Origin of the sequence: Micromonospora sp. NPDC048839 (assembly GCF_040649915.1) — a bacterium.
Classification (GTDB): domain Bacteria; phylum Actinomycetota; class Actinomycetes; order Mycobacteriales; family Micromonosporaceae; genus Micromonospora.
Window position 1 is genome coordinate 365749 of the sequence record NZ_JBEZGL010000001.1, and the last position, 17023, is coordinate 382771.

Here is a 17023-nt window from a genome sequence, read left to right on the forward strand (position 1 = left end):
TCAGATCCTCAGACGAGTGCGGGTTCGGGACAGGCCGGCTCGCCGGGCGGCAGCGGCGGGCGGCCGAGCGCCGGGTCGACCGCGCCGCGTTTCGCGTACCGGGCGAGCAACACCCAGTTGGTGACGGCGAGGGCACCCAGCAGCAGGCTGAAGCCGACGAGCGAGGCCAGCATCACCGGGGCGCCGACCGGGGAGACCGCCTGGTCGGTGGGGAGCAGCCCGTACGCCACCCAGGGCTGCCGGCCGACCTCCCGGGAGATCCAGCCGAGGATCACCGCGACGAACGGCAGCGGCAGGGCCAGCAGGATCAGCCAGAGCGGGAAGCGCAGCCGGACGATCCAGTCGCGGAAGAGCAGGGGCAGCAGCAACCAGAGACAGCCGAGCGTGAGTCCGGTCAGGATCATGAAGCCGAGCCCGACGCTGGCCAGCGCCGGTGGGGTGTAGTCGCCGGGGCCGAACCGGGCGGTCCACTCGGTGATCTGCGCCTGGGCCTCCGGCCCGTTGCCGCCGAACTTGGTCGGCTGCACGCTGCCGACCGCGCCGAACTGGGCGAAACCGAAGCCCTGCACCAGGCTGATCGCCAACGCCGAGGCGACCAGCCCGATCCGCAGCGACGTGCGGAAGAACGCGAAGTCCGGGGTACGCCGGATCAGGTGCCACGCGCTGACCGCCGCCATCAGCATCCCGCCGATCAGCAACGCGGCGGACACCACGTGCCCGAACGCCATGCCGAGGGTGGGGTTGGTGAGGAGCGCGCCGAAGTCGGTGAGGTGGGCGATCCCGTCGCGTACCTCGTAGCCGACCGGGTTCTGCAACCAGGAGTTCGCCACCATGATCCAGAACGCCGACGCGTACGCGGTGATCGCCACGCCCCACAGCAGGGCGAGGTGGACACCCTTGCGGAGCCGGTGCCAGCCGAAGATCCACATCCCGAGGAACGTGGACTCCAGGAAGAACGCCACGAGCGTCTCGATGGCCAGCGGCGCGCCGAAGACGTTGCCGACGTAGCGCGACAGGCCACTCCAGTTCAGCCCGAACTGGAACTCCATCACGATGCCGGTGGCGATGCCGAGCACGTAATTGATCACGTAGAGCTGGCCCCAGTAGCGGGTCAGCCGCTCCCACTTCGGGTTGCCGGTGAGCACCCAGGCGGTCTGCATCCCGACCAGCAGGGTGACCAGCCCGAGCGTGACGACCACGAACAGGAAGTGGATCGAGGTGGTGGTGGCGAACTGCAGGCGGGCGAGGAGCAGGGTGTCCATGGCCGGCTCTCCGTAGTGTTGGCTCCCTTGTCGTAGCCACCCTACACGTAGTTTCTCTACATGTCTGACTACTACGCGGTGTCGTAGGGAAGTCTACGACATCTTGTAGTAGTTGCCTGGCCGGCATGATCGCGCAGGCGGGGGAGGGGCAGGCTGGTCGGGCAGAGCTGCGGCCTTCAGCGCCTATTGGGTGTGCTGGCCGCGCTCGACCCCGCAAGATCGCGCTCGAACCAGGATGTAGTGGCCGCGTCGGTCGTGGATCCCACTCGATCCTGGATCGAGCGCGATCCTGGATCGATCTTCAGCTCGGGGTGCGTGGGGTCAGCTCAGGAAGAGAGTGATCGGGAGGGCGACCAGCGTGGTGGCGACCGCGAGGGCGGTGGCGCCGAGCACCCGAGGTGGCCGGTCGCTGACCAGAAGACGCTGGACGCGTACGTCAAGATCACGGTCGCCCATGCCCAGCGCGCCCGTCGGGGTGATCCGGTGGCCGGCGGCGGCAAACCGGCGTAGCGCTCCCGCCAACGGCGCCTCGGCGTGCAGCTCGCGGGCCTTGTCGTCGGCCCGCATCTCGACCAGGAGGGCGACCCGCTCGTGCGCGTCGCGGACCCAGGCGAACCACGGCAACGCGCGGCACAGCGCGGTGAACGGCAACAGCACCAGGTCGTGCCGCTCGTGGGCGTGCGCGCGTTCGTGACTGAGCACCGCGGCCAACTCGGCCCGATCCAGCAGGCTCAGCGTGCCGGCGCTGACCACCACCTGCGGCTTGACCCCGGGCAGGCAGTACGCGGCGGCACTCGGATGGTCCAGCACCAGCGCGCCGGGCGCGGCTGGATCGTCCCGGGCGACCAGGGAGAGCAGGTCCCGGTGCCGACGCTGGGCGCGTACGGTGCCGTGGATGCTGCGCGCGGTCGTGGTGACCAGCACCGCGCCGATGCCGAAGCCCACCCCGACACCGGCAAGGTGGAAGGTGCTCATCCCGGCTGGCAGGGTGCCGTGTCCGAGGTCGTTGGCGAGGGCGAGCAGTGCGCTGCCGGTCGGCAGGTCGTACGTGCTCAGCCCGAGCGCCATCGGCAGGCCCATCGCGGAGAGGCCGAGCGCCAACCCGACGGCCTGCCAGCAGATGATCGCCACTCGGGGGCTGCGCCACGTCCAGGTGGAGCGGGCCAGCACCTGAGCCGTCAGATAACAGGCCAGCATGGTGGCGGCGAAGTGCACGGCGTAGGCCATGGCGCTCGCCCTACCGCTCCGCTGCCTCGCCGGCAGGTCGCCGGCCCGCCGGCCCGTCCACCCGGTCGGTCAGCTCGGCGTCCGACCCGGCCAGGCTCGGCCCGTCTGGTCCGGCGACACCCGTGCCACCCGCGGTGGTGTCCGGCCCGGTGCGGCCGGACTCGTTGACCAGCGCCGCGCGCAGCACCTCGGCCTCGGTGCCGGTGACCGAACGGGCGAAGCGCACCAGCGCGGCGTCCCGGCTGCCACCCAGGTCGAGGGCGTCAAGCATGAGTTGGGCGATGTGCGCCTCGCGGCTGGCCGCTGGCCGGTACCGCCAGGCCCGACCTTCGCGCTCGCGCTGCACCATGCCCTTGCCGGCGAGCCGGTCCAGCACGGTCATCACCGTCGTGTACGCCAGCTCACGGCCATCGAGCGCGTCGGCGACCTCGCGCACGGTCACACCATCCGACGTGCCGGGGACCACGTCCCACAACACGTCCATCACCGCACGCTCAAGATCGCCCAACCGAGTCACACCGCAATCCTACCCCCGGTAGTAGACCCCCCGCCCCTCCCACCTCTCCCCAGCGATGATCATGGGGTTGACCGGGCCGAGCGAGATCAAAAACCCCGTCAACCCCATGATCGCCAGCGCAACCCGACCCGAGGCAGAACCCGTGAGCTGACCCACCCGACGAACCCGGCCCAGGTCAGGTTTTCCGGGGGAGCCCGCCCACGCAGGGATCAAGCCTGACCGCCCGGAGTGGGCGGGCTCCCCCGGAAAACCAGAAGGCCGAATACCGACTCACACCCCCTTGGGGTGCCACACCGTCTTCGTCTCCAGCAGGACGGTCATCCGGCCCAGACCCGGGTCGGTCGACCAGTCGTGGTCGGCGGGCGCCGGTCGGAGGACCCGCTTGAGGTTCTCCGCCGCCTTGACCTCCAGGTCGGTGGCGAGCGCGGCGTCGGCCACCCCGGTCAGGTCGATCGCGTTGACGTCCATGTGCGCGGCCAACGCCGGCGCGGTCTCGGTGATCGCGCCGGTGAGGATGTTGACCACCCCGCCGGGCAGGTCGGAGGTGGCCAGCACCTCGGCCAGTGTCACCGCCGCCAGTGGCTCCGACGGTGACGCCGCCACCACCACCGTGTTGCCGCTGACGATCGCCGGGGCGATCACGCTGACCAGGCCGAGCAGCGCCGGGCGTTCCGGGGCGACCACCGCGACCACGCCTGTCGGCTCGGGCGCGGAGAGGTTGAAGTACGGGCCGGCGACCGGGTTGGCGCCGCCGTACACCTGGGCGAGCTTGTCGGCCCAGCCGGCGTACCAGACCCAGCGGTCCACCGCGGCGTCCACCTCGTCGCCGGGGATGCCCAGGGCGACGAACTGCTCGCGGCGGCCCTCCAGCATCTCGGCGACCCGGTAGAGGATCTGACCCCGGTTGTACGCGGTCGCGCCGGCCCAGCCCTTCACGGCGGCGCGGGCGGCGACCACCGCGTCCCGGGCGTCCTTGCGGGAGGCCAGTGACACATTCGAGGACTGCACGAGATACGACCGTCCCGACTCGCTGCGCGGGAACTTCCCGCCGATGAAGAGCTTGTACGTCTTGCGTACGGCGACCCGCTCAGACATTGAGGTACCCCTCCAGCCCGTGCCGGCCGCCCTCGCGACCGTAGCCCGACTCCTTGTAGCCACCGAACGGCGAGGTGGGGTCGAACTTGTTGAACGTGTTGGCCCAGACCACGCCGGCGCGCAGCCGGTCGGCCATCCACAGGATGCGGGAGCCCTTGTCGGTCCAGATGCCGGCCGACAGCCCGTACGGCGTGTTGTTGGCCTTCTCGACGGCCTCGGCCGGCGTGCGGAACGTGAGTACCGACAGCACCGGGCCGAAGATCTCCTCGCGGGCGATCCGGTGGGCCTGGGTGACCCCGGTGAAGATGGTGGGCGCGAACCAGAAGCCCCGGTCGGGCAGCTCGCACGGCGGTGACCAGCGCTCGGCGCCCTCGGCGGAACCGGCGTCGGACAGCTCGCGGATCCGCTCCAACTGGGCGGCCGAGTTGATCGCGCCGACGTCGGTGTTCTTGTCCAGTGGGTCACCGACCCGCAGTTGGGCCATCCGCCGCTTCAGCGACTCCAGCACCCGGTCGGCCACGTTCTCCTGCACCAGGAGGCGGGAGCCGGCGCAACAGACGTGCCCCTGGTTGAAGAAGATGCCGTTGACGATGCCCTCGACGGCCTGGTCGATGGGCGCGTCGTCGAAGACGATGTTGGCGGCCTTGCCACCCAGCTCCAGGGTGAGCTTCTTGCGGGTGCCGGCGACGGACCGGGCGATGGCCCGGCCGACCTCGGTGGAGCCGGTGAAGGCGACCTTGTCCACGCCGGGGTGCTCGACCAGCGCGCGGCCGGTGTCGCCGGCGCCGGTGACGATGTTGACCACACCGGCCGGCAGGTCGGCCTGCTGGCAGATCTCGGCGAACAGCAGCGCGGTGAGGGGGGTGGTCTCGGCGGGCTTCAGCACCACCGTGTTGCCCGCGGCGAGCGCCGGGGCGATCTTCCACGCCAGCATGAGCAGCGGGAAGTTCCACGGGATGACCTGCGCGGCGACCCCGATCGGCTGCGGGTTGGCGCCGAAACCGGCGTGCGGGAGCTTGTCGGCCCAGCCGGCGTAGTAGAAGAAGTGCGCGGCGACCAGCGGCAGGTCGACGTCGCGGCTCTCCCGGATCGGCTTGCCGTTGTCCAGCGATTCCAGGACGGCCAGCTCGCGGGAGCGCTCCTGGATGAGCCGGGCGATCCGGTACAGGTACTTCGCCCGGTCGCGGCCCGGCATCGGACCCCAGACCCTGTCGTACGCCTTGCGGGCGGCACGCACCGCGCGTTCCACGTCCTGGGCGCCGGCCTCGGCGACCTCGGCCAGCACCTCCTCGGAGGCGGGGTTGATCGACTTGAAGCTGCCGCCGTCGGCAGGGTCGACGAACTCCCCACCGATATACAACCCAGAGGCGTTTTTGATTTCCACCACCGAGCGGGACTCGGGGGCGGGGGCGTATTCGAACATCGGCTATCAGTCCAGGGTGAAGTAGGTAGGGCAGAGATCACATCCGGATCTACCTGCGTTGGCGTAGATCACTTCGGCTCCTTGGGGCGCATGTGGGGCACATCGCGTCCGAAGACGTCATCGATCGCCTGCCTCGACCGGTCGTCATCGTCCGGCCAAAGGTGACTGTACGTGTTCAGAGTCAGGGTCGCGTCTCGGTGGCCCAGCCGCTCGGCGACGACCTTCGGATTCAGCCCAGCCCGAATGAGCAGGCTCGCGAAGAAGTGCCGCAGGTCATGCTGCGTCGTCTCGGGCAGCCCCACCTGCTCGCGTGCCGGCCGCCACACCGACTCGTTGAAGGTGTTCCGGTTGAGCGGGCGCCCGGCGTCGTCGACGAACACGAACCGGGCCATCCGCGTGACCGGCTTCGGGCCGGTGACGTCCAGGACCTCGACCGCGACGGGCGGGTACGCCGCCAGGTGTGCGTCCAGGACCTCGAACATGGCCTTCCCGAGCGGGACGGTCCGGTAGCTGTGCCGGTTCTTCAGCGGGCACACCACCACGCCGCCGCCGGCCGCCGGCTGGATCTGCCGCTCGACCGTGAGGGTCTTCTCCGTGCGGTCGATGTCGTCGACCTCCACCCCGAAGACCTCGCCCTGGCGCAGGCCCGTTCCGGCGTCGAACTCGACCAGGGCGCGATACCGCGGCTTCACCGCGGCGGCCAGCGCCGAGACCTCCCCGGTGGTGAGCGGCACAACCTTGACGCGAGGTAGCTCCGGGAGCGTGATGTCCGCGCACGGGTCGAACTTGATCAGCCGGTCCCGCTTTGCCGCCGAGTAGATCGACCGGACCGTGCGGAAGACGGTTTCGATCGAGCTGGGGGCCAGCGCCGGCGACAGGCCCGTGATGAACGCCTGCATCGTGCTGTGCCGGATCGTGGTCAGTTGGCGGCCACCGATCGCCGGGTAGACGTGCTTGAAGAGCAGCGACTTCTTGCGCGCCGCAGTGTTCGGCCGGTGCTGCTGGGCCGCCCGCCAGTCCTCGGCGTACGCCTGGAACGTGATCTTCCCGGCCTTCGGGTCGACGTAGCTACCGTCATTCAACGAGTGCTCAACCTCGGCGCGGAACCGGTCGGCATCAGCTTTCCGCGCGAACGACTTCTTGCGCTCGGCGCCGGCCTCATCCCGCCACCGGACCAGCCACGGTTTCGGCCGCCCGTCGTCGCGTTTCCTAACGCTCGCCATCAGCCTCGTCGACATCTCCGTAGGAAAGCTGCGACCACGTGCGTACGCCGTCGTAGCGCAGAACCGCGTGATAGGGGCCCGAAGCCCTGGCAGTCAGCGCGCGGGCGGCCTCGCTGATCGGGGTGTCCTCGTGGGGCCGGTTCGCAGCGATGAAGGCCGCGACGCGCGAATCACGGCGGTTGGCACGTTCGCCCACCTCCATCAAGGGCTGCTCGCCGAGAGCCCAGCGCCAGGCCGCCTGCCACGTGACCGTCACCCCTGGCGCCAGTGGCACGTCGGGCGGGCTTTCGACGTCATCCGCTGGAGGCATCAGGAGTGTCACGGGGGCGACCTCTAACACGATCGCCAGAGCCACCAGGTCATCGGCGTCGACGCGCCGGGCCCCGCGCTCGATGCGGGACAGGCCGAGCACGGGGATTGGTCTGCCGATCGCCGACAGTCGGTCGGACACCTGTTTGAAGTTGAATCCGCGATCTAGTCGTAGGCGCTTCAGGTTCGCCTGAACCGCCTCCCCGACCGGCCCGAGGGGGTTCTTCGCTGTCTTCTCGTCTGCCACGCCGCCGATCGTGACATCAAAGTGATGCCATCGCAAGACAACTTGACATGTCTCGGCGTGCCGTGCATCGTTGTGATCGGTGTAGCGATCATTTCGAGCGCTATGGACAACAGAAGGATGTATCCAATGTCGAGACGGGCGCTGGCAAGGCCGGGTGAGGTGGCCGAGTTCCTTGGTGTTCCGGAGAAGACGCTCACCCAGTGGCGCTACCTCCGGAAGGGGCCACGTTGGGCACCCGTGGGCCGGCATGTCCGGTACCGCTGGGAGGACGTTGAGAAGTGGCTCGACGACCAGGTCGGAGCGAAGGTCGCATGACCGTGATGCAGAACGGCCGCCCCGCGGCGAACGGGGCGGCCGGTGTACCGATCAGCGAGACCAGCACCACCGTACTGGGCACCGCCGATCCACGCGACACCGTCCGCAACGCAGCCCTCGCCTGGCACGACAACGGGTACTGCGTCCTGCCCACCGCCGCGGACGGCAGCAAGCGCCCCGGCGTCGGCACCTGGTCCCGCTACCAGGCCGAGCAGTACCCCCGGCCCGCCCTCGCCGCCGCCCACCCGACCGGCATCGGCCTCGTCTGCGGCAGCATCTCCGGCGGCCTGGAAATGGTCGAGCTCGAAGGCCGCGCCGTCACCGAAGGTGCCTGGCAGCGACTCGCCGCCCTCGTCGACGGGGCCGACCTCACCGGCCTGTGGCACCGCCTCACCGCCGGCCCCGACGCGTACCTCGAGCGCACCCCCTCCGGCGGCGTGCACATCCTCTACCGGCTCGCCGACGCCCCCGTGCCCGGCAACCTCAAGCTCGCCCGCCGCCCGGCCACCGCCGCCGAACTGGCCACAAACCCGGCCGAGAAGACCAAGGTGCTGGCCGAGACGCGCGGTGAGGGCGGCTACGTCGTCGTCGCCCCGTCCTGCGGGCCAACCCACCCCACCGGTCAGCCGTGGCAGTTCATCGCCGGGCGGCCCGGCACCGTGCCCACGATCAGCGCCGCCGAGCGGGAGCAACTGCACCGCCTGTTCCGCGTCCTGGACCTGATGCCCGAACCGGCACGCCCCGACCCCACCCCGACCCTGCCCCGGCAGCGAGGTGACGGCACCAGTCCGGGCGACGACTACGCGGCGCGCACCGACTGGGCCGAGATCCTCGAACCGGCCGGCTGGCGCGAGCACTACCGCGACGGCGACGTCCGCTACTGGACGCGGCCCGGCAAGAACACCGGCACCAGCGCGTCAACCAACGCGCTCGGCACCGACCGGCTACGGGTCTTCACCACCAGCGCCCACCCGCTCGAAGAGGGCGACTCGTACTCCAAGTTCGGTGCCTACGTCGCGCTGCACCACGGCGGGGATCACGCTGCCGGCGCCCGCGCCCTGGCCGCCGCCGGCTACGGCACCCCGCTCCCCAACCCGGCCGCCGAGCAACAGCAGCTACTCCGCGACCTGCTCGGCCCGTCCGCCACCCAACAGGCCACCGAGCCAGCGCGGCAGGTCGCACCGGCACCACGCCGCCCGGACCTCGACGTCGGCAACGCCGCCACCATGGCCGACTGGCTACGCGACAACATCGGCACCGGGCCACTCGCCGGCATGCTCAGCCGCGGCCCCCACATCGTCCACACACCCCGCGAAGGGGAAAACGGGTACGTTCCGCTGCGCGACAACCCCGACGACCACGACGGCCCGGCGCAGGTCCGCCTCGCGACCCACGACTACATCGCCGCCCGCGTCCAGTACACCTACAACTGCTACAAGCTCGTCAAGCGCGGTGAGGACTGGGAACCCGCCCCGGCGATGTTCCCCGCCGCAGCCGCCCGGGTCGCGATCAACGCCGTCGACATGCTGCCGAACCTGCGACGGCTGCGCGGCGTCATCCACTCGCCCGTCTTCCGGCCCGATGGAAGCCTCATCTCCGCGCCCGGCTACGACCGGGCGACCGGGCTGCTGTACCTGCCCGAGCCGGGCCTGACGATCGCACCGGTGCCGGCCAATCCGACCCGCGCCGACGTCCAGGCCGCCGTCAACACCCTCGACATCCTGCTCCGCGGCTTCCCGTTCGTCACCGCGCACGCCCGCGCCAACTACATCGGCGCCCTCATCACACCGCTGCTGCGGGCCATCACGCCGCCGCCGTACAAGCTGATCGCGATCGGCGCCCACCAACGCGGATCCGGAAAGACGAAGCTCGCCCAGGTCGTCCGCATCGTGCACGGCGGGGTGTTCCGCGCCGAGGTCCCCGAGGACGACTCCGAGCTACGCAAGCAGGTCACATCGGTGCTGTCGCACACCACCGGCCCCGTCGTCGTCCTCGACAACCTCTCCGGGGTGCTCCGCTCGTCGACCATGGCCGGCCTGCTCACCTCGGCCGAATGGGGCGACCGGCCGCTCGGCGCGACCGCATGGGTCGGCGTGCCCAACGACCGGCTGTGGGTCATCACCGGCAACAACCTCAACCTCGGTGGCGACATCCCCCGCCGCACCATCTCCATCGACATCGACCCCGGCGTGCCGCGGCCGGAGCTGCGGACCGGCTTCGAGATCGGCGACCCGGAGGTGTGGGCGGCCGAGCACCGCGCCGAGCTGCTCCACGCGCTGCTGACCATCGTGCAAGCGTGGGTCGCCGCCGGGCAGCACCTGGCGCCCGAGCGTGCCTCCGACGGGTACGCCCGATGGGTCCGCACCGTCGAGGCCATCCTGCGCGTTGCCGGAATCGAAGGGCAGTTTGACCACGCGTCCACTCAGGTCGAGGTCGGCAGCGACGACGACGAGTGGGGCGACTTCCTCCACGCCGTGCACCGCGCCTACGGGGATCGGATCTGGACGACCAAGGAGCTGCTGGCCGACGTCGGCGGCGACGGGCTACTCAACGCCCGGCCGATCTCACTCGACGCGCTGCCCGGCGAGTTGGCTGAGCGGGCCGCGCGCGCGCCGCAGGGTCCGCCCGGCATCAGCAAGTCACTCGGCATGTGGCTGCGCAACCGCGACGGCCGATGGGCCGGGAACCTGGCCGCGCGATCGGCCGGCAGCAACCGAGACAAGGTCAAACTCTGGCGAATCCAGGTCGCATCGGACATGTCGAGCGTCATGGCTGCGGGGTCTGAGGGGTCTGCGGGGTCTGGTTCTGCACCCTACGCGCCCGAGGTTGAACGAAGTGACTACGCAGAGTGCGCACCTGGCGGAACGGGTGGCACTGGCAGCGCTGAAACACACCCCGCACACCCCGCAGACCCCGCAGTTGCTCTGCCGGTCGCCGCGCTGCTGCCCTTCGACGACGCCTGCCCCGTCTGCGGCTGGCCGATCGACTCCAACCACCACGTGACGAACTGCGAGGCCGTCCGATGACCCCGACCCTGGCACTGGAGCAACTCATGCTTCACCCGCTCTACGGCGACCTGATCGGCCAGATCCGCGCCGTCACTCCCACCGCTCACCTCGACCAGGACGACGCCGCCGCCGGCCACGCCACCCAGATCATGACGGCCGCCGCCGGTCCCACCCTCGGCACCACCGACACGCACAGACTTGACCCGGGAGACGCCCCCGGCTGGCTGCGACTCGGACTGCTCGACACCTGGATCCGGTGGACCACCGGCACCGCCGATACCTGCCGGCACCAACCCACCCACGACCGGCCGCAGCCCGTCATCGCCGCCGCCTGGAAACCGGGCCTCGTCGTCTGCCCCGACTGCGCCATGCTCACCGCCGCGCCCCGCACCGCTGACACCACCTGTGACGCCTGCGGCCACCAGTGCGGCGACCTCGCCAGCGGCGGCGGCATCTACGCCGGCATGGTCCAACTCGGCCCGCTCATCTACCAGTACGGCACCTGCGCCGACTGCCGGCCCGCGATCACCGAGCAGTCCAGCCCGCCCAGCGCCACGCACACGCCCGAACCGGCCACGCCGCGAGGTACGGGCAGGGGCCGCGCTGGACGCCCGCACAACCGGCGACGCCGCCCCCGATAAGCCACCAGACCAACAGCCACCCACCAGAAGGGACCAACCCATGCAGCCGGCAGCCGACCATGACAAGCAGCTCCAGCGCATCACCAACCTCCAGACCACCCTCGCCCGGTTCCGCACCCTCACGGGCGCAACCGCCGATCCACTGAGCGACGCCATCCGACCCCACCTCACCACCGCCGCCCAGCTGCGAGCCGCAGCTCAGGTGACCATCGACCAGGCCGCCTCCCGCGAGCGTCGCCTACCCGAGCAGGTCGCCACCGGGGAGATCACCCTCGACCAGGCCGCCGCCCACCTGGCCGCCCTCGCCGCGTGCGCGCCACCGGCAAGCAACCCCCGGGGAAAGCCCGCCATCCTCACCCTCGCCGACCAGGCAGCCCGACACCACGAGGCCGACGCCATCGCCGCTGCCCGCACCGCAGCCGGCCAGCTCTACGCGATGCTCGTGCCCTTCGCTCGAACCGCGGTCGCCGGAGCCGACAAGGCCACCCGCAAGTTCATGAACGTCAGCGACATCGCCGAGCACGTGCGCCAGTTACGGGACCCGGCATCCGGCCGCTGGACACCGAAGAGGGGCACGGAGAAGGACCAGCACGAGGCGATCCTCTACCTCGAACTGTTCAAGCTCATCCACTCCACCGGCAACCTGATCCGCCTCGTCGAAGGCCGGCCACAGGTCGGCAACGAATCGGCCTTCGACGTGCCCATCAGCCCTCGGCACTACCAGTTCCTCACCCGCCACGTCGACGACCACATGCAGCTGGCCGTCTTCGTCGAGCTGGGCTGGGAACCCGGCTTCTACCCGCCCGACGGCGCACTGCCCACCGAACAGCGCAAGGTGTCGCGGGTGGCAACGAAGGCGGGCGCACTCATCCGTGCCATGGCCGGCGCGCACTGACCCAGAAACGGACATAAGAGGTCAGGTGATGTCGGTTTCTTCCCTTTTATGGACCCCCGGCCACCCCGAGGTACCTGTCCTTTCTCTCTCTCTGATTGAAGACGGCTGTCATTTCCAAAGGGTCGAGTGACCGGGCGGCAGCGCACCGTTACTGAAATAGTTCGAGATCCAACTATCCCAACCGGGATATCTCGACGGTCAAGAGAAACGCGACCACGCTGGTGGTGGTTCGACGAGAAGGAGTCCTGATGTTGATCACGATGGATGGTCCGGTTGAGGTGGCCGTGGGCACCGATGGTGCGCTGGTGCGGGGGTTGCCCGTGGCGACGCCGGAGGTGGCTCACCTGTTCCCGTACTCCAGCCTGGAGAACCGGCAGGGGCAGTTGCTGCTGGTGGACGGCTCGCCGTCGGCGGTGGCGGCGTTCGTTGCCGAGCTGGGCCGCCTGGGCGTCGACGCGGTCGTCCGGCACACGTTCGCCAGTGTGGCTGCTGGTCTTCCGAGGAAGTCGCAGCAGCCGCGGTTCTCGCAGTACACGTTCTGACCGGTCGGGGCCGCGGTGCTGAAGCCGTGGCCCCGACATCGAGTGACTTAGGGGGTGGGAGTAGTGGCTAGGGACGTTGAGGCAGACATCCTCGTCCGGGACAAGACCAGCCCGGGTATCCAGTCCGTCGAGCGGAACCTGAAGCAGGTCAGCGACCAGGCCGAGAAGATGAACAGCACGTTGGGCAAGGGCCTGGCGCAGTGGGGGCGCGGCTTTCAGAAGCTCGGCGAGCAGGCCAGTAAGTGGGCCAACTCTGGCGACAGCGCGGGCAAGCGATTCGCGCGGGGCATCGGCAATGGGCTGAGCAAGGTTGCCGAGTTGGGTGGTGCGGTCGGCGGCAGCATCTCGAAGGCGGTCACCGCGGCGGGCCCGCAGGTCGCCCTGGCGGTGTCGGCCGTGCTCGTCGGTGCGGCGCTCGCCGCCGCTCCGGCGATCGGCGCTGCGGTGGTCGGCGGCGCTGGTCTGGGTGGTCTCGTCGGTGGGGTGATGATCGCGTCGAAGGACGCCCGGGTCGCTGCGGCGTTTGGTGACCTGAAGGAGAAGGCGGGCAAGCAGCTCCAGGAGGCGGCGGGCCGGTTCGTGCCGGCCTCTCTCGAAGCGATCAAGGTGGCCAAGAGCGCGTTCGCCGGGATGCTCCCGGACTTGAAAAGGATCTTTGACGTCTCCGCGACGTGGCTTGCCCCATTCACTCAATCCGTGGGTCGCGGTGCTCAGCTTGCCTTGGCTGGCATTACTCGGGCGATCACCAAGGCCGGCCCCATCATCACGGTTATCGGTAAGGGGGTTGAGGGCATTGGCCGTGAAGTCGGCAAGGTATTTGCCAGCCTGTCGGATAACGGCAATTCGATGGCTCTGGCGCTGAAGGGTGTCTTCTTTCTTCTCGAATCCAGCATCAAGAACGTCGGAATGGTCCTCAATTTTCTGACCGAGGCGTTCGAATACTTCGTCAACAAGATCCCGGGCGGCAAAAAGTTGCTCGATTCGATGACCGAGTCGCAGGACGGGGCGAAGTCGTCGGCGCTGAACCTGTCCGGCGGGTTCCAAGCCTTGGCCGGAGACGCCAATGCCGCCGCCGCCGGGCTGACGAACGCGAAGCAGAAAGCCGACGAACTGGTCGACTCGAACATTGGGCTCGCCCGGTCGCAGATCGCCTCGCGGGACGCGACCCGCCAGGCGGCGGAGTCGATCAGGGAGAACAGCAAAGAGAAGCTCACCAACCAGCAGCGCGCCGACGCCAACAAATTGGCGCTGCTGTCGATGGCCGATGCTTTCAACCAGGAAACCGCGGCCGGTGAGCAGTCGAAGATCGGCGCAGGGCAGGCCAGCGCCGCGTATGCGACGAACCGCGCCGCGCTCATCTCCATGGCGGAAAAAGCGGGCTTGTCGAAAACGAAGGCGGAGGAGCTCGCCGCGTCGTTGCTGAGAATCCCGGGCAACGTGCCGACGACCATCAACGCGGACACGGCCAGCGCGATGTCGAAGCTGGAGACCTTCCAGAAGAAGGTCAACAACCTGACGGGGAAGACCGTCACGGTGACCGTGCAGTCCAACGGGGACCATCGCATTGTCGGGCAGGGTACGCAGGTGCGCCGGTGGGGTGGCATTGACCACCACTTTGCCGCGGGCGGCATGCTCAACGCTCACTTCGCGAAGGCGCCGACAGTCCTCTACGGGGAGCGGGAGACGGGCGGTGAGGCGTTCATCCCGAAGCGTGGCGACCTGGGGCGGTCCCGGTCGATCGCCGAGACGGTGGTGCGGGACTGGCTGGGCGGGGACGTGCAATGGCCGAACCGCCGCGGCGGTGGCGCCGGCGGCGGCATCGTGGTGGAGAACCTGACGGTCAAGGCCTACAGCGACCGCTTCTCTCTGCGTCAGGTGATGCAGGACCTGGCGCTCCAGGGCGTGCACTGACGGGCAGCTCGCGCAGGTCGGGGCGTGACCAGCGTTGCTGGTCACGCCCCGCTTGACGTGCGCCCCTGAGTTGCCGTCGACGGTCGCATGTCCTCACCGCGGCGGTGGTCTTCCATGTGTGCCTTGAGCGCCCCCTGCCACGCGGCTTGGCCCGCCTCGTCGGCCGGGCCGCCGGACCACCGGTGCGACCAGTCTGAATGGTGCAGACCTTCGTCACCGCGGTGGATGGTGCCCACCGGTCAGCGCACCCAGCCGACAAACCGGGTCCACGTCTCACCCGTCGTCGTGGCGGGCAGCTCGTCGACGGCCGCGGCGTACACCGCGCCGAGGTACATGGCCAGACCGACACGGTCCCGCCCGTACGTCTCGGCCAGACGGACCCGCGCCGGATCGCAGGGCCAATCCTGCCCACACGCGCCGCAGTCCCACTGGGGCCGGTGCGGGGTGTGCTGCCCGTTGAGCCGCCGGTCGAGGGTGGCGACCGCCTGTTGCCCCCTGGCGTGCTCGGCTTCCTGGGCGGCGCGGACGGTGGTCGGTACCTCGGACATCATCAGCGCGCGCCCCTCCATCAGTGGCAGAGGGGCGCCCGGTCATTCTCCGGCTCGGACGCCCCCCGCCCTTCGGGTGAGGGTCCGGAGCCAGCGGCTACGGGGGAACAACCGGCGCCGGACCCTCACCACGAGGTTCGCGGGTAGCTCGGCGACCTTCCAGGCATAGGCCGTACGACATGCGACGATGAGTGACGTCGGTCGCACGTTCCGTACTAGTGCGTGTATCCGACCAGGTCAGCCAACGCGGCTAGATCATCCGTCATCGCCCGCCGCCGGCCTCCGTCGATCGTCTGCACGATGTCCCGGGCGTAGCGCTGGTGCCGCAGCCATGCCGGCGCCTGATGCGACAGCTCCGTCAGCACCGCGGTGGCATCGGCGTACTGCCGACGGTTGGTGTGCGCCCAGGCCACATCCAACCGGTGACGACGCCACGACGTCGCGGTTGTCTGCCCGACCGGCACCCGCTCGGCCAACTGAAGCACCCGGCCCGGATCGCCGGACACCGCCGCGGCCTCCACGCGCATCATGTCGACCCGGGCTGCCCGGAACCCACCGAGGACCGCCAGGTGCCCACCGGCGACGGGCCGGTCGGCCAGCTGCGCCGCCGCGGCGGTTGCCGAATCCAGCAGCGCCGTGGCGTCGTCGGGCCGGTTGTCCCGCGCAGCTGCTGCGGCGCCAGCGAGCAGCAGCCACCCCCACACGGCCAGTTCGGCGGGATCCGCCCGCCTCATCCGGGGCTCGATCTGGTCGGCGGTGGAGATCGCGACCTGCTCGGCCTCGACGAGGCGGCCCTGCCGCAGCAACAGCCACGACGACCCCTTCACCGCCGACGCGCCCAGCACCGGATCGCCCGCGGCTGAGGCCGCGTCAAGAGCCGAAGCCACTGCCGCGTACGCCAGGTCGCCGGCACGCATCTGGATCAGCAGTTCCGCCGTCAGGTAGCTGACCCGCGCCAGAGTTGCATGGGCACTCGCCGTTCCCTCGGCCTCAGCGGTTCGCCGAGTGTCGTCGAGCAGCCCAGGCAACGCGGACAGCGCGGCGGCGTAGTCGCCACGGTGGTACGCCGCGTCAGCCCTGCGCAGCCGCGCACGCGCAGCATCCACGGTGGGCGGCGGCGTGTCGGGCTCGACGCGGGCCACGCCCGCCAGGCTGCGCGCAGGTGTCAGCGTCCGTCGAATCTCGGCGAGCGACAGCGGAAGGTGATCCGGCTCCCGGCGGGCTGCGGCCTCGGACGTGTCGCCGAGCAGTGCGGTCGTCGGCACGCCGAGCGCGCGGGCGAAGGTGTGCAGTGTTTCCAGTCTCGCGGATCCGCGCTTGTTCTGCTCCAGCTTGCGGACCGTCTCGACGCTCAGTGCGGCGCGTTCGGCTAGCTGCTCTTGGGTCAGCTTCGCGGCTCTGCGGAGTCGGGCGAGGTTGTCGCCGGTGGTCGGGTTCGTCATCAGGGCTCCCAGGTAGCGGTCTGGGGCGGCCCGCCGACCGCTACAACCGGCGGGCCTGCCACTTCGGACGGTACACCCGTAACGGCCCGCCAGGCGCGATCCTGGCGGGCCGTTCGCCGTGCTGGGTCAGTGCGCCTCGCGGTGCTTCTGCCGCATCCGGTTCCACACCCGGCGGCCGATGCGCCACCTCTTCCCGGACCCCTTGCACCACCAGCAGCGCCGCGAGTGCTTGCGGTTGCTGTCCGACCGGTGCACGCCGTGGCCCTTGCAGCAGCCGCAGTCCTTCAACGGGAACAGGGCGATCCGCACGACGTAGATCAGGGCGGCGATCAGGACGATAGCGCTAGCTGTCAGTGGACCTCTCACAACGCCTCCACAGGCCGAAATCGGGGGCTGGGCGGTAGTGGGGTCTAGCGTC

The 17023-nt window shown here is 69.9% G+C and carries 16 protein-coding genes; 6 read left to right on the top strand and 10 right to left on the bottom strand.

Going from position 1 to position 17023, the window contains the following annotated elements; genetic code table 11:
- Positions 1 to 8 precede the first annotated feature (8 nt).
- From AB0C25_RS01755 to AB0C25_RS01785, 7 genes are all read right to left on the bottom strand, one after another.
- On the bottom strand, positions 9 to 1262 hold the full coding sequence (locus AB0C25_RS01755; protein WP_357368501.1) for a cytochrome ubiquinol oxidase subunit I: 1254 nt from the start codon (positions 1260 to 1262) through the stop codon (positions 9 to 11).
- 321 nt (positions 1263 to 1583) lie between these two features.
- The gene (locus tag AB0C25_RS01760; RefSeq protein ID WP_357368503.1) at positions 1584 to 2489 is read right to left on the bottom strand and encodes a M56 family metallopeptidase; all 906 of its coding nucleotides are present in this window, start codon (positions 2487 to 2489) and stop codon (positions 1584 to 1586) included.
- Between the two features lie 10 nt (positions 2490 to 2499).
- Positions 2500 to 3006 carry a BlaI/MecI/CopY family transcriptional regulator gene (locus tag AB0C25_RS01765; RefSeq protein WP_357368505.1) on the bottom strand — a complete coding sequence of 169 codons (507 nt, stop codon included), beginning with the start codon at positions 3004 to 3006 and terminating at the stop codon, positions 2500 to 2502.
- Between the two features lie 270 nt (positions 3007 to 3276).
- Positions 3277 to 4101, bottom strand: a complete 825-nt coding sequence (locus AB0C25_RS01770) for an aldehyde dehydrogenase family protein (protein ID WP_357368507.1) — start codon at positions 4099 to 4101, stop codon at positions 3277 to 3279.
- Complete coding sequence (locus AB0C25_RS01775; protein WP_357368509.1) at positions 4094 to 5524, bottom strand: aldehyde dehydrogenase family protein; 1431 nt, start codon at positions 5522 to 5524, stop codon at positions 4094 to 4096. The genes AB0C25_RS01770 and AB0C25_RS01775 overlap by 8 nt, the downstream gene beginning before the upstream one ends.
- 68 nt (positions 5525 to 5592) lie before the next feature.
- The gene (locus AB0C25_RS01780) at positions 5593 to 6762 is read right to left on the bottom strand and encodes a site-specific integrase (RefSeq protein ID WP_357368511.1); all 1170 of its coding nucleotides are present in this window, start codon (positions 6760 to 6762) and stop codon (positions 5593 to 5595) included.
- On the bottom strand, positions 6734 to 7303 hold the full coding sequence (locus AB0C25_RS01785) for a helix-turn-helix domain-containing protein (protein WP_357368513.1): 570 nt from the start codon (positions 7301 to 7303) through the stop codon (positions 6734 to 6736). Before AB0C25_RS01785 ends, AB0C25_RS01780 begins: the two co-directional genes overlap by 29 nt.
- Before the next feature lie 126 nt (positions 7304 to 7429).
- Between AB0C25_RS01785 and AB0C25_RS01790 the strand changes: the two genes are divergently transcribed.
- The 6 genes from AB0C25_RS01790 to AB0C25_RS01815 all read left to right on the top strand — a co-directional run bounded on the left by AB0C25_RS01790 (position 7430) and on the right by AB0C25_RS01815 (position 14615).
- Positions 7430 to 7618: a helix-turn-helix domain-containing protein gene (locus tag AB0C25_RS01790; protein WP_357368515.1), complete on the top strand. Its 189-nt coding sequence runs from the start codon at positions 7430 to 7432 to the stop codon at positions 7616 to 7618.
- Positions 7615 to 10644, top strand: coding sequence for a bifunctional DNA primase/polymerase (locus tag AB0C25_RS01795; RefSeq protein WP_357368517.1), 3030 nt, complete (start codon positions 7615 to 7617; stop codon positions 10642 to 10644). Before AB0C25_RS01790 ends, AB0C25_RS01795 begins: the two co-directional genes overlap by 4 nt.
- Complete coding sequence (locus AB0C25_RS01800; RefSeq protein WP_357368520.1) at positions 10641 to 11267, top strand: hypothetical protein; 627 nt, start codon at positions 10641 to 10643, stop codon at positions 11265 to 11267. Before AB0C25_RS01795 ends, AB0C25_RS01800 begins: the two co-directional genes overlap by 4 nt.
- 40 nt (positions 11268 to 11307) lie before the next feature.
- Entirely contained in the window at positions 11308 to 12162 is an 855-nt protein-coding gene (locus AB0C25_RS01805) for a hypothetical protein (RefSeq protein WP_357368522.1), read from the top strand.
- Positions 12163 to 12410: 248 nt separating this feature from the next.
- Positions 12411 to 12704, top strand: a complete 294-nt coding sequence (locus tag AB0C25_RS01810; protein WP_357368524.1) for a hypothetical protein — start codon at positions 12411 to 12413, stop codon at positions 12702 to 12704.
- A 63-nt stretch (positions 12705 to 12767) separates the two neighbouring features.
- Positions 12768 to 14615, top strand: coding sequence for a hypothetical protein (locus AB0C25_RS01815; protein WP_357368526.1), 1848 nt, complete (start codon positions 12768 to 12770; stop codon positions 14613 to 14615).
- A 239-nt stretch (positions 14616 to 14854) separates the two neighbouring features.
- On the opposite strand, the gene AB0C25_RS01820 is transcribed toward AB0C25_RS01815, so the two are convergent.
- The 3 genes from AB0C25_RS01820 to AB0C25_RS01830 form a co-directional block, all read right to left on the bottom strand.
- Positions 14855 to 15166, bottom strand: a complete 312-nt coding sequence (locus AB0C25_RS01820) for a flavin reductase (RefSeq protein WP_357368528.1) — start codon at positions 15164 to 15166, stop codon at positions 14855 to 14857.
- Between the two features lie 212 nt (positions 15167 to 15378).
- Positions 15379 to 16605, bottom strand: a complete 1227-nt coding sequence (locus AB0C25_RS01825; RefSeq protein WP_357368530.1) for a helix-turn-helix domain-containing protein — start codon at positions 16603 to 16605, stop codon at positions 15379 to 15381.
- Between the two features lie 126 nt (positions 16606 to 16731).
- On the bottom strand, positions 16732 to 16971 hold the full coding sequence (locus AB0C25_RS01830) for a hypothetical protein (RefSeq protein ID WP_357368532.1): 240 nt from the start codon (positions 16969 to 16971) through the stop codon (positions 16732 to 16734).
- Positions 16972 to 17023: the final 52 nt, after the last annotated feature.

What these genes read in the sequence shown, in the direction of transcription:
- AB0C25_RS01775 (WP_357368509.1), bottom strand. Translation starts at nt 5,524, where the DNA reads ATGTTCGAATACGCCCCCGCCCCCGAGTCCCGCTCGGTGGTGGAAATC.
- AB0C25_RS01780 (WP_357368511.1), bottom strand. Translation starts at nt 6,762, where the DNA reads ATGTCGACGAGGCTGATGGCGAGCGTTAGGAAACGCGACGACGGGCGG.
- AB0C25_RS01810 (WP_357368524.1), top strand. Translation starts at nt 12,411, where the DNA reads ATGTTGATCACGATGGATGGTCCGGTTGAGGTGGCCGTGGGCACCGAT.
- AB0C25_RS01790 (WP_357368515.1), top strand. Translation starts at nt 7,430, where the DNA reads ATGTCGAGACGGGCGCTGGCAAGGCCGGGTGAGGTGGCCGAGTTCCTT.
- AB0C25_RS01805 (WP_357368522.1), top strand. Translation starts at nt 11,308, where the DNA reads ATGCAGCCGGCAGCCGACCATGACAAGCAGCTCCAGCGCATCACCAAC.
- AB0C25_RS01770 (WP_357368507.1), bottom strand. Translation starts at nt 4,101, where the DNA reads ATGTCTGAGCGGGTCGCCGTACGCAAGACGTACAAGCTCTTCATCGGC.
- AB0C25_RS01820 (WP_357368528.1), bottom strand. Translation starts at nt 15,166, where the DNA reads ATGATGTCCGAGGTACCGACCACCGTCCGCGCCGCCCAGGAAGCCGAG.
- AB0C25_RS01795 (WP_357368517.1), top strand. Translation starts at nt 7,615, where the DNA reads ATGACCGTGATGCAGAACGGCCGCCCCGCGGCGAACGGGGCGGCCGGT.
- AB0C25_RS01825 (WP_357368530.1), bottom strand. Translation starts at nt 16,605, where the DNA reads ATGACGAACCCGACCACCGGCGACAACCTCGCCCGACTCCGCAGAGCC.
- AB0C25_RS01755 (WP_357368501.1), bottom strand. Translation starts at nt 1,262, where the DNA reads ATGGACACCCTGCTCCTCGCCCGCCTGCAGTTCGCCACCACCACCTCG.
- AB0C25_RS01800 (WP_357368520.1), top strand. Translation starts at nt 10,641, where the DNA reads ATGACCCCGACCCTGGCACTGGAGCAACTCATGCTTCACCCGCTCTAC.
- AB0C25_RS01760 (WP_357368503.1), bottom strand. Translation starts at nt 2,489, where the DNA reads ATGGCCTACGCCGTGCACTTCGCCGCCACCATGCTGGCCTGTTATCTG.